13 protein-coding genes are annotated in these 11,732 nt (G+C 38.0%); 5 read left to right on the forward strand and 8 right to left on the reverse strand.

Annotated features, from left to right (window positions below):
- Window positions 1-78 precede the first annotated feature (78 nt).
- The 3 genes from clpP (at window position 79) to FBD94_RS02820 (ending at window position 2,942) form a co-directional block, all read left to right on the forward strand.
- Window positions 79-771: an ATP-dependent Clp endopeptidase proteolytic subunit ClpP gene (clpP, locus tag FBD94_RS02810; RefSeq protein WP_131609521.1), complete on the forward strand. Its 693-nt coding sequence runs from the start codon at window positions 79-81 to the stop codon at window positions 769-771.
- A gap of 3 nt (window positions 772-774) precedes the next feature.
- Complete coding sequence (gene clpX, locus FBD94_RS02815; RefSeq protein ID WP_131609523.1) at window positions 775-2,016, forward strand: ATP-dependent Clp protease ATP-binding subunit ClpX; 1,242 nt, start codon at window positions 775-777, stop codon at window positions 2,014-2,016.
- 62 nt (window positions 2,017-2,078) lie between these two features.
- Window positions 2,079-2,942: an AMP nucleosidase gene (locus FBD94_RS02820; RefSeq protein ID WP_169472196.1), complete on the forward strand. Its 864-nt coding sequence runs from the start codon at window positions 2,079-2,081 to the stop codon at window positions 2,940-2,942.
- Here the strand turns inward: FBD94_RS02820 and FBD94_RS02825 are convergent.
- The 7 genes from FBD94_RS02825 to sppA form a co-directional block, all read right to left on the reverse strand.
- Window positions 2,939-3,439, reverse strand: coding sequence for a SixA phosphatase family protein (locus FBD94_RS02825; RefSeq protein WP_136878991.1), 501 nt, complete (start codon window positions 3,437-3,439; stop codon window positions 2,939-2,941). The genes FBD94_RS02820 and FBD94_RS02825 overlap by 4 nt on opposite strands.
- Before the next feature lie 13 nt (window positions 3,440-3,452).
- The gene (locus FBD94_RS02830; protein WP_235884352.1) at window positions 3,453-4,391 is read right to left on the reverse strand and encodes a glycosyltransferase family 9 protein; all 939 of its coding nucleotides are present in this window, start codon (window positions 4,389-4,391) and stop codon (window positions 3,453-3,455) included.
- A 58-nt stretch (window positions 4,392-4,449) separates the two neighbouring features.
- Window positions 4,450-4,947, reverse strand: a complete 498-nt coding sequence (gene rfaE2 / locus FBD94_RS02835) for a D-glycero-beta-D-manno-heptose 1-phosphate adenylyltransferase (protein WP_131609527.1) — start codon at window positions 4,945-4,947, stop codon at window positions 4,450-4,452.
- Between the two features lies 1 nt (window position 4,948).
- Window positions 4,949-5,506 carry a D-sedoheptulose 7-phosphate isomerase gene (gene gmhA / locus FBD94_RS02840; protein WP_136878993.1) on the reverse strand — a complete coding sequence of 186 codons (558 nt, stop codon included), beginning with the start codon at window positions 5,504-5,506 and terminating at the stop codon, window positions 4,949-4,951.
- Between the two features lie 5 nt (window positions 5,507-5,511).
- Window positions 5,512-6,492 (reverse strand): D-glycero-beta-D-manno-heptose-7-phosphate kinase, encoded by a 981-nt coding sequence (rfaE1, locus tag FBD94_RS02845; protein ID WP_136878994.1) that lies wholly within the window; start codon window positions 6,490-6,492, stop codon window positions 5,512-5,514.
- A gap of 37 nt (window positions 6,493-6,529) precedes the next feature.
- Window positions 6,530-8,224: a DNA polymerase/3'-5' exonuclease PolX gene (locus FBD94_RS02850; RefSeq protein WP_136878995.1), complete on the reverse strand. Its 1,695-nt coding sequence runs from the start codon at window positions 8,222-8,224 to the stop codon at window positions 6,530-6,532.
- A 71-nt stretch (window positions 8,225-8,295) separates the two neighbouring features.
- Window positions 8,296-10,068, reverse strand: coding sequence for a signal peptide peptidase SppA (gene sppA / locus FBD94_RS02855; RefSeq protein WP_136878996.1), 1,773 nt, complete (start codon window positions 10,066-10,068; stop codon window positions 8,296-8,298).
- A 72-nt stretch (window positions 10,069-10,140) separates the two neighbouring features.
- Here sppA and folK point away from each other — a divergent pair, with 72 nt between their 5' ends.
- The gene (gene folK / locus FBD94_RS02860) at window positions 10,141-10,635 is read left to right on the forward strand and encodes a 2-amino-4-hydroxy-6-hydroxymethyldihydropteridine diphosphokinase (protein WP_136878997.1); all 495 of its coding nucleotides are present in this window, start codon (window positions 10,141-10,143) and stop codon (window positions 10,633-10,635) included.
- Window positions 10,636-10,652: 17 nt separating this feature from the next.
- The gene (locus FBD94_RS02865) at window positions 10,653-11,033 is read left to right on the forward strand and encodes an Hpt domain-containing protein (RefSeq protein ID WP_136878998.1); all 381 of its coding nucleotides are present in this window, start codon (window positions 10,653-10,655) and stop codon (window positions 11,031-11,033) included.
- 12 nt (window positions 11,034-11,045) lie between these two features.
- Here the strand turns inward: FBD94_RS02865 and pssA are convergent, their stop codons facing one another.
- Complete coding sequence (gene pssA, locus FBD94_RS02870) at window positions 11,046-11,732, reverse strand: CDP-diacylglycerol--serine O-phosphatidyltransferase (RefSeq protein ID WP_136878999.1); 687 nt, start codon at window positions 11,730-11,732, stop codon at window positions 11,046-11,048.

An 11,732-nucleotide genomic window follows, 5' to 3' on the forward strand; every position in this document is an offset into this window, starting at 1 on the left:
CAATACCACAATAAATTACCAATTTAGTTTTATTAGTATTGATGAATAAAGAATTACAGGAGATAACAATTACAAATCATGAAGATAGATAAAGACGAATTTAGAAAATACGCAGTTAAACATCACCGCATTAATGGTTTAAATGTTGATCGTTTTATTGGTGCTACCAACAATTCACCAAAGAGCATGACTCCTTATATTATTGAGGAACGTCAGCTGAATGTTGCCCAAATGGACGTGTTTTCGCGTTTGATGATGGATCGTATCATCTTTTTAGGTGATGCCATTTATGATGGGAATGCAAATATTATTCAGGCACAATTGTTGTTTTTACAATCTACGGATAACAACAGAGATATCCAGATTTATATCAACTCACCTGGTGGTTCGGTATATGCAGGTTTAGGTATTTATGATACCATGCAGTATATCACACCTGATGTGGCTACAATCTGTACAGGTATGGCGGCATCTATGGGTGCAGTATTACTGGTTGCAGGTGCTAAAGGCAAACGTGCTGCATTGCCTCACTCACGCGTGATGATTCACCAACCTTCGGGTGGCGCGCAAGGTGTAGCTTCGGATATGGAGATCAACCTGAGAGAGATGCTGAAATTGAAAAAAGAGTTATACGATATTATTGCAAGCCACTCTGGACAATCGTATGAGTGGGTAGAAAAAGCTTCCGACCGTGATTACTGGATGAAAGCTGATGAAGCAAAAGGCTTCGGAATGATTGATGAAGTGCTAGGTGCTAGCAACAAAGACTAAAAGATGGCAAAACAAAGTAAAGAATCCCGTTGTTCTTTTTGTGGCTCAGGTAAGCAGGATACTTTAATGCTTATTGAAGGACTGGATGCATTTATCTGCGATAAATGTGTGACCCAGGCCAATCAGCTACTGGTACAAGAACTAGGGAGTAAAAAATCGAAACCTTTAGATACTTCGGTTACATTATTGAAACCACAGGAAATTAAGGCGCATATTGATCAATATGTTATTGGTCAGGATGATGCTAAAAAAGTACTTGCGGTAGCAGTGTATAATCACTATAAAAGGTTAGGTCAGAAGGTAGATAAAGCGGATGAAGTAGAAATTGAAAAGTCTAACATCATGCTTGTAGGGGAAACAGGTACCGGTAAAACCTTACTTGCTAAAACTATAGCTAAAATATTGCATGTGCCTTTTTGCATTTGCGATGCAACAGTACTTACTGAGGCTGGCTATGTTGGTGAAGATGTGGAGAGTATTCTTACCCGCTTATTGCAAGCTGCTGATTACGATGTGGCTTCTGCAGAGCGTGGAATTGTATACATTGATGAGGTAGATAAGGTTGCACGTAAAAGTGATAATCCTTCTATTACCCGTGATGTTTCAGGAGAAGGCGTGCAACAGGCCTTGTTGAAGATTTTAGAAGGTACTGTAGTGAATGTTCCACCTCAAGGTGGTCGTAAGCACCCAGATCAGAAAATGATCCCAGTAAACACCAATAATATCTTATTTATTTGCGGTGGTGCATTTGATGGTATTGAACGTAAAATTGCCAACAGATTGCGTACGCAGGCAGTAGGTTATAAGGTTAAAAAAGATGATGCCGAGCTTGATCTTAAAAACCTTTACAAATACATTACACCTCAGGATTTGAAATCATTTGGTTTAATCCCTGAGTTAATTGGTCGTGTACCTGTTTTAACTCACCTTAATCCCTTAGATAAACAAGCTTTGCGCAACATTCTTACTGAACCTAAGAACTCTTTGTTTCGTCAGTATGTTAAGTTGTTTGATCTGGAAAATGTGAAACTTTCATTTGATAATGATGTTTTAGATTTTATAGTTGATAAGGCTATGGAATATAAATTGGGCGCAAGGGGACTACGTTCTATTTGCGAAGCCATTATGTTGGATGCCATGTTTGATATCCCTTCGGATACGAGTGTCAAGGAATTGAACATTACACTCGATTATGCGGTGGAAAAATTTGAAAAGGCCGACTTTAAAAAGTTAAAAGCTGCTTAGAAATTTAAATCCCCGGTTTACCGGGGATTTTTTTTTATATTGTTATTTAGAAAGGAGAATATATGAACGAAGAAAAAGATGTAAAGAAAGAAGAGCTACCTTCGGAAAAGAAGAAAAGAGTAAAAGAGGTAGAGTCTCCAGTAAGGAAAGGTTTGAAATCCAAAGAAGAAATTGTAAGGAATTGGTTGCCCAGATATACTGGAAGACCCTTGGAGGAATTTGGCCAATACATATTGCTAACAAACTTTAGTAAATATGTGCAAATGTTTTCTGAATGGCATGATAATGCGTCAATAATGGGCATAGATAAGCCAATGCAGAGTGTAACAGCTAATGGGATCACTATTATAAATTTTGGAATGGGTAGTCCACTAGCCGCAACGATGATGGATCTACTTACCGCCATCCATCCTAAAGCGGTATTGTTTTTAGGTAAATGTGGTGGATTAAAGAAAAAGAACCAGCTAGGTGATCTGATTTTGCCAATAGCGGCTATAAGAGGCGAGGGGACGTCCAATGATTACTTACCAGCAGAAGTTCCGGCTTTACCTGCTTTTGCACTACAGAAGGCTATTTCGACCACTATACGTGATCACTCAAGAGATTACTGGACGGGAACTTGTTATACCACTAACCGTAGGGTTTGGGAACACGATAAAAGCTTTAAGAAATACCTTAAAAGTTTAAGGGCAATGGCTGTGGATATGGAAACAGCAACTATTTTTACGACTGGCTTTGCGAATAAAATTCCAACAGGTGCATTGCTATTGGTTTCAGACCAACCGATGATTCCTGAAGGTGTAAAAACAACGGAAAGCGATAGTAATGTGACTTCGATTTATGTAGAAACACACCTTAAAATAGGTATCGATTCGTTAAAACAGTTAATTAATAATGGACTTACGGTTAAACACCTACATTTCTAATCGTCGTTCGGACTTTTAGGGTAATCAAACTGGAGAAGCTTACCGGTATGGTGGCTTACCAGTGCCCAATCGTCAACCTCAAATTCTATCAATACTGTACCACAGGTTGGGATGTTATAGATATCCGCATCACTTAGGTAATTGACCAAATCCGTGAACCCAGGATTGTGTCCAAAAACAGCGATATAGTCATGCTTATTTTTAAAGTTATTGATCACTTTCAATAAAGTTTTGACATTCGCTTCGTAAATTGAAGGATCCTCTTTTATTTGTTCTGTAGATTTTTTCCAGGCTTGAGCAAAATGTTTGGCCGTGGTAATGGCTCTTAATGCAGGACTACTGACTAGCTGTTGTGGGACAAGGTTTTTTTGAAGCAGCCTTGCAGCCATTTCTGGCGCATTTCTGTGACCTCTAGGATTTAAAGGCCTGTCAAAGTCTGCAAGATGGGCATTTCCCCATTCCGATTTACCATGTCTAACTAATAGGAGTTGTTTCATACAAGGACAAAGATTATGAGTTTATGAAATTAACAACTATATCAGTGTTAATGTTTTTCATACATTTAAAATGACCTAAAGGACATTTTTCTAAACCAAATTTGGAACATGGTCGGCAGGAAAGATCTTCACCAACAATTAACGATTCAGATATTTTGTAAGGATGAACGCCAAGAAGATCAGGAGTTGTTCCACCCCAAATAGAGGCTAGTGGTCTGTCAAATGCTTCAGAAATATGCGTAAGGCCAGTGTCAAAGCCGATTACTTTATACGCTTTGGAAACCAAAAATACAGATTGATCCAAATTGGTAATTCCACAGGTATCATACACTTTATCGCCTATGGCTTGCTTAATTATAGTCGCATTCTCTTTTACATCATTTCCTCCCAATAAAACGATAGGAAGGTTTATTCCCTTACATATTTCTATAATTTTATCATTAGGGAGCCGTTTGGTGAAATGAGTTGCTCCAATCACAAAAGCAACAAACCTTTGCTGATGCGTTTCGGGTAAAAAATCTGATAAATCATAAGCTTTAGATACATAATAATCTATAGGCTTGTTGTCATTTTTTACACCAAGAAACTTTACAGTTTCCAGATACCGATCAACCAGATGTTCTTTTGATATGAATCTATTCCATTTGAATTTTAAAGCTAGCCATTTGCTTATCCTATCCTTTTTGTAAGTAGAAGAGGGTAGACCTGTTGCTAATTTGATGATAGTTGTACGTAAGTTGTTGTGTAAGTCTATGATCAAGTCAAAGTTTTCGGCTTTGATATCTTTAATGGTATCCGATAGCTTTGGTTTAAGCGTATGAAGCTTAGTTAAGTAAGGATTGTTTTGATAAATATATTTAAAACCTGGTTTGGTAATAAAATGGATTTCGCAGTTTGGTAATTGCTCTTTTAAGCATCTAACTACAGGAGTAGTGTAAATGATGTCGCCCATAGAGCTAAATCTTATGACTAGAATCTTTTTAGGTGTTTCCAAATTGCTTAATCTCTCATTAAGTGTTTTTTATCTTTTCAATAATGCCGGTTGATGAATACCCAGGCAGGAAAGTAAGTACTTTAACTTCGCCTCCGATAGCAAGCGTTTCTTTTGCCCCAACAATGTTGTCTAAGTTATAATCTCCGCCTTTAACTAATACATCAGGTTTAAGCGCTGTAATCAGTTCAAGTGGCGTATCCTCATTAAATAGGACTACTGCATCAACAAAGAACATAGAAGCGATAAGCTGTGTGCGACTAAATTCATTGTTGATCGGTCTGTTTTCCCCTTTTAGTTTGCATACAGATTGGTCTGTATTCAAGCCAATGATTAAGATGTCTCCTAAATTGGCAGCATCACTAAGATAGGCAATGTGACCAGGATGAATTATATCAAAACAGCCATTGGTAAATACTACTTTCTTTCCCTGAGCTTTCCAACTTTGAGTTTTGGCGACAAGATCATCTTTAGAAAAAATCTTTTGCGTTAATACCTGTTTTGTATCCTTGTTCATATTACTCGTATAAATTATCTACTGCGTTACACAGGATATGTCCGATAAGAATGTGCATTTCTTGTATTCTGGCAGTATTGTTTTCAGGAATTACAATGTTTAAATCGCAAAGATCATTCATCAAACCACCATCTCTACCCGATAAGCCAAGGGTTTTACAGCCCATTTCTTTTGCGGCCTTTAATGCGTTTAATATGTTTGCACTATTGCCACTAGTGGATATCGCAATAAATAAATCCTCCGGACGTGCTAAAGCTTCTATCTGGCGTTTAAATACCATATCATAGCCATAATCATTACTGATTGCAGTTAATGCAGAGGTATCAACTGTAAGTGCAATTGCTGGCAATGCTTTACGTTCTTTTACAAATCTCCCTGTCAATTCAGCAGCAATATGTTGTGCATCTGCGGCACTTCCTCCGTTTCCCGCGATTAAAACTTTTGCACCTGATAACAAGGTTTCGGTAAGCATTGTACAACCTTCTTCAATTTGAGGAACAAGGTTTGAAATGACTTTATCGATGGTTAGCCTATGATGATTTAATTCGTCTAATACCATGAATGTTAATTGGTTTTTAAAGATGCAATGATTTCTTCTATGTTAGTAGTTGCACTACCAATATGTTTTATAACAATGGATGCCGCGTGATTAGCAACCGTTGCAGCTTCTTGAATGTCAAATCCTAATGCGAGACAATAAGCTAGTGTTGCAATTACAGTGTCTCCGGCACCAGTTACATCATAAACTTCTGTCGCTGCAACAGGCAAGATTTTGCAATCGTCTTTAGTGATGATTGCAATTCCGGCTTCTGAAAGCGTTACAATCAGATAAGTAGCTTTTGTAGCATCTAAAATAACGTGAGCTGCTTTAACTAAATCCTCGTTTGTGTTGATTCTTTCTGCTTTGGCAGCTTCGGCTAATTCTTTGCGGTTAGGCTTTATAAGATAGGCCCCCTCATACTTGCTATAATCAAGTCCTTTTGGATCTACTAAAGTTTTTTTACCTATGCTATTGCAGTAGCTGATAATTTTTAAAGACAGGCTATGCGTAAGCAAGCCCTTGTTATAATCAGATAAAATAACAATGTCTGCTTTTTGAATGAAAGGAACTAAATATGTAAAAAAGGATGCCTCCAATTCAGAAGGGATACTGTGTACATCTTCTCTGTCAATTCTAACGATGTGATGATTGCCAACAATAACACGGGTTTTTACCGTAGTTACTCTACTTTCGTCTTTTATAATTAATTGACTATCAATTCCCTTTGTAATTAAAAGATCTTTTACATCTTCCGCAAAAGTATCATTGCCAACAACTCCTCCCAGATAAACTTTAGCCCCCAGATCAATCAGATTGCTGGCAACATTGGCTGCACCACCAATAATTTTTGATTCTTTATTTGTATGTACAATTGGAACCGGAGCTTCTGGTGATAATCTGCTAGCCGAACCAAATAGGTAATGGTCTAGCATGAGATCGCCTATAACTAATATATCCGGTGTGGTATTGTTATGGTGGGCATTATATAGTTTTTCTGTTAGCATGCGTAATTATTAAAGTCAAAGGTAAGCATAATGACTTTTATAATGATGAAATATTGTTTATTCGGCTTTCAAAATGGGCTGTTATTTCAGTTAGAGAATAGCTGTTTAAACACTGTTTTGCAGTTAAGCCACCTTTCCTGCCGATAAGTACACCATAATGCATGTCATGAAATCCTTCTTTTCTATGCGCATCTGGATTGATGGAAAGCAGTACGCCTTTTTCAAGCGCATAGCGATGCCAACGCCAGTCGAGGTCTAGTCTTAGCGGATTAGCATTGATCTCTATAACGACATTGTTTGCTGCACAGGCATCAATTACTTTAGCATAATTGATCGGGTAACCTTTTCTGCTCAATAACAATCTGCCAGTTGGGTGTCCCAAGATGGTGGTATAAGGGTTTTCAATCGCTGTAATTAGCCTTGAAGTCGCTTTTTCTTCATTCATCTTTAAAATACTGTGGACGGAAGCAACTACAAAGTCGAAAGTTTTAAGGATGTCGTTACTATAATCCAGTGAGCCATCAAATAAGATGTCACTCTCTATACCTTTAAAAATGCGGAAAGGAGCCAGTTTAGCGTTTAAGGCATCAATTTCCTGATGCTGCGCATAAATCCGCTGCTCGTTTAGCCCATTGGCATAAAAGGCAGATTTAGAGTGATCACACATGCCAAGGTATTCCAATTTAAGAGTTTCCTTACAATACACAGCCATTTCTTCAAGCGTATGTACACCATCGCTCCAGGTAGAGTGGTTGTGTAAGGTTCCTTTCAAGTCCGCATCCGTAATTAACAGCGGTAACTTGTTTTCTTTGGCGAGTAAAATTTCGTCAAGGCCTTCTCTTAGCTCGGGTGCTACATAAGCCAATCCAGCTTTTGTATAGATAGCTTGTTCGTCCTCAAAGGGGCCTTCACCAGCAAGTGCTAATACTGCATTTACATGCTGTTCATTGCCTGTAAGTTTAAACCAATTGAGGTAGAAATCAGCTTTTTGAACCACAGTAAGTTTGATTTTTAATCCCAATTCGCTGTGGCTTAGATAAGTTCCATCGGCTTGCAGCTCAAATGTCATCGCCTTAAATGCAGTTATCTTTTCCTGTATTTCCTCGGGGCTGTTGGCCCCAATAACCAGTTCAAGTTCTTCAATGATTTCTACACAACGACGATAATCACCCGCTATGCCAAGTAAAGGATCGCCAGTAACGGTGTTTAACCAAACCGCAAGGTCTGCATATAGTTTATTAACCAAAGCTTCAACATGAGCATACAGGAATTTACCATGTGCAGCCATTTTAAACTCAATGATCTTTTTTATTTCTTCCTGGGTTTTCAATCCAAAACCTTTGGCTTCGATTAACCTGTTTTCGTTACAGGCATAATAAAGTTCACCAATATTTTCAATGCCAAGATCTTTCCAGATCACCACAATCTTTTTTGGCCCAATGCCTTTAATTCCCAACATTTCCACAATGCCTTCCGGTGTTTCGGCAAGGATTGCCTGTAGTTCGGCCATTGATCCTGTTTCTAACAATTCCCATACCTTGGCAGATATACTTTTACCGAGCCCATCAATCTGGGCTATTTCCTCCAGGGTTTTGCCCTGAATGGCATAAGGTAATTTGTCAACCTTAAAAGCAGCATTGGCTACGGATTTAATTTTAAAAGGATTCTCATTGTGGAGTTCCATCAATTGAGAAAGCAGGCGTAAGGTACGGGCAATGGTCTTGTTTTCCATGGGATGCTAAATTAATAAAAAGCCATCGCTTTTTTGAAACGATGGCCTATGTTTTATTATAGAAGCTTATTCTACTGAACTTTAAAGTCGAATGGCATTCTGGCTTGTATTCCAGATCTGGATATTACTGATTTTATTTGCTCATAGATGGAGTAATTGGCACCAAGTTCTTGCTTAGCATAATAGGTTTTAACCTTGTCGGTAGTATTATCCATTAGTGATTTGAAAGGATCCAGCATTTCAGGATATTCAATAACGCTGTAATCTTTTATTTTAGCCTTTTTAGCTGCAGAAACGACTGCATCATTAAAGCTGCCAATTCTGTCGGCCAAACCAATCCTAACGGCATCAGTACCTACCCAAACTCTTCCACCCGCAATACTGTCTATGTATGCTTTTGATTTTTTACGGCCATTGGCTACACGGATGGTAAAGGCATCATACACACGGTTTACATCGTTTTGTATAATTAGACGTTCACCGGCAGTCATTGGGCGGTCCGTGCTCATGATGTCTGCATATTTACCAGTTTTAACACCATCAAAGGTTATCCCTAGTTTTTCGTTATAAAATTTCTGAAGATTTGGGATCACACCAAATACACCAATAGAGCCTGTAATTGTATTGGGTTGTACAAAAATTGAATCGGCGGCGCAGCCAATATAATAACCACCAGAGGCGGCAACATCACCAAAAGAAGCGATTACCGGTTTCACCTTTTTTGTCAATACAATTTCTCTCCAAATCACATCAGATGCTAAGGCACTGCCACCTGGAGAGTTTACTCTTAACACAATAGCTTTAATGCTACTGTCTAAACGGGCCTTTCTGATCACTCTTGAAATGCGTTCAGAACCGATTTTTGTATCGGAGCCCTCGCCACCCATAATATCGCCGTTGGCATAAATTACAGCCACTTTATTTTTTGCAGATTTGTCCGGCTCATCCGTTACATTCCTGGCATACTCATTAATGGTAACCGTTTTAAGATCCTTTTTTTTATCGGTTCCACTAAGTGATTTTAGCTCGTCAATAATTTCATCTTTATATTTCAGACCGTCAATCATTTTAAACGCAATTGCATCAGCAGGCTGTTGGATCTTATAATCGTCTGCAATTTGATGCAATGTAGCAGCGCTGATGTTTCTACTTTGGGAAATACCCTCCAGAAAAGTTTCGTACAAACCATTTAGATAAGCGGTTACCTGTTCCCGGTTTTTATCACTCATTTTATCTGTAAAGAAAGGCTCAACAGCGCTTTTATAATTTCCAACTCTAACAATTTGGGCTTCAATCCCTAATTTATCAAGCGCGCCTTTAAAGAACATGGTTTCAGATTTCAAGCCTTTAAATTCCAATGCGCCTTCTGGATTTAAGTAAATTTTATCGGCTACCGAGGCAAGGTAATAGGCGCCCTGGGTATACACTTCGCTATAAGCGATGACTTTCTTTTTACTCTTTTTAAAATCAATCAATGCATTTCTGATTTCAAGCATGGTTGCAAAACCAGAATGTGGTGCACTTACATTAATGTAGACACATTTGATGTTGTCGTCTGTTTTTGCCTCTTTCAGGGCATGAATCACATCATTAAAGCCAATACTCTTGTCTTCTTCAGAACCTACAACAGGCAATTTAGAAAGCGGATCTTCGGAGGTACGCTCTGTGATGGCCTGATCCAAGTTGAGGAATAGCACTGAATTGCTGGCTACATTGACTTTATCTTCCTTCAAAGAAGACTTTACAACACCAACAATTAGTACGATAAAGAAGATTAAAAACAGTGCCATTGAAATAACAACTCCAACGACTGTTGCGAAAACATACTTGAAAAATTCTCTCATGTGATAGGTAAATAGTTAATTTGTAAAGATAAATAAAGGTTGATATGTTTGCCTTTTTAATTGGGTCTTTGTATGGAATTGGATAGTGAAATTGTTTATTTGTTACTGGGAAGTAATTTGGGAGATCGGAATACGCTCATAAATGATGCATTGGGGGGAATTGAACGGTATATTGGCCCCATTTCTCAAAAATCATCGATCTACGAAACTGCAGCCTGGGGCAATGAAGATCAGCCGGTTTTCTTAAATATTGCTGTAGCGGTTAAAACCATGCTCAGTCCACTGGAGGTACTTGAAAAAGCCCTGGAAATCGAGGCAGAACTTGGTAGAGTAAGGCTTCAAAAATGGGGTTCAAGACTGATCGATATTGATGTTATTTTTTACGGAGACAGGATTGTCGATATGGGGGAGAAGCTACAAATTCCTCATCCTCAAATGCAGCATAGAAAATTTGTATTGGAACCATTGGCCGAAATCGCTCCTAAATACATTCATCCTGTACTTAAGTTAAGTGTATCGGAAATATTAGAAAGATTAAGTGATAATTTGTCGGTATCAAAAATATAATTTCGTTAGTTTTGTCTATGATGATCGACTTACAAAAAAATAATGAACCACTGGATCTTTCCTATTTGAGAGATATGTCTGGTGATAGTGCGGAATTTATCATAGAAATGATAGATATGTTTAAAGTCCAAACACCATTGTACATGGCTGATTTAGGAAAGGCAATTGAAGATCAGGATTGGCCAAGGGTATCTAATTGTGCGCATAAAATAAAGCCAACATTTTCTTATGTAGGTCGTGAGGATGCCAAAGATCACATGCAAATGATGGAAAACAATGCTAGAGACCTTAAACACATAGCGGAATTACCAGCAGCGTTTCAGGAGATCAGCTCTTTTGTAGAGTTGTTGTATGCTCAACTTGATGAGGCTAAAGTAGATCTTCAAAAACAACTTTAGCCAGTTTAATAATTATTTATCCGTTGTCCCTTTAAAATGAATAAGGGATAGACCGATATACAAAACAAGTATAAGTGGCACCGCTGCAAACTTTAAAAAAGGAATAAGCAATACTGATAAAATAAGAAATATGTATTTTATTTTATTCTGTTCCCAGCTTGTTGAATTGAATTTTAGGGAGAAAATCTTTATTTCACTAACCAATAACCAGCTTAACAATACGATAAGCCCAACTAGTAATGGCGCTGAGCCAATTAATGCAGGATAATCTTTTTGTATAAATGGCAGCGATACAATAAATAAGGTATTCATGGGGGTGTTTAAGCCAATGAAGTCCTCTGTTTGCCTGGTGTCAATATTAAATTTAGCTAACCTTAGTGCAGAAAATACAGTGATGATAAATCCGAAGTAAGGTAAGTATTCGGAAGTATAGTCACTTTGTTTCAACAGTTGAAACATCACTATACCCGGTAAAAAACCAAAGCTTACCACATCAGCCAAGGAATCCAGCTCCTTACCAATAGCCGATTTTACGTTCAGTAAACGGGCTACAAAGCCATCAAAAAAATCGAATATACCTGAAAGTAGTACGAAGTATGCAGCAATTTCAAGAGATCCGTTAAAGGCATAAACAATACCTATGCAACCCGAAAATAGGTTAGCACAGGTAATGGCATTTGGAATATGTTTTTTTAGCAC

Source organism: Pedobacter hiemivivus, from assembly GCF_005144565.1.
Classification (GTDB): Bacteria; Bacteroidota; Bacteroidia; order Sphingobacteriales; family Sphingobacteriaceae; genus Pedobacter; species Pedobacter hiemivivus.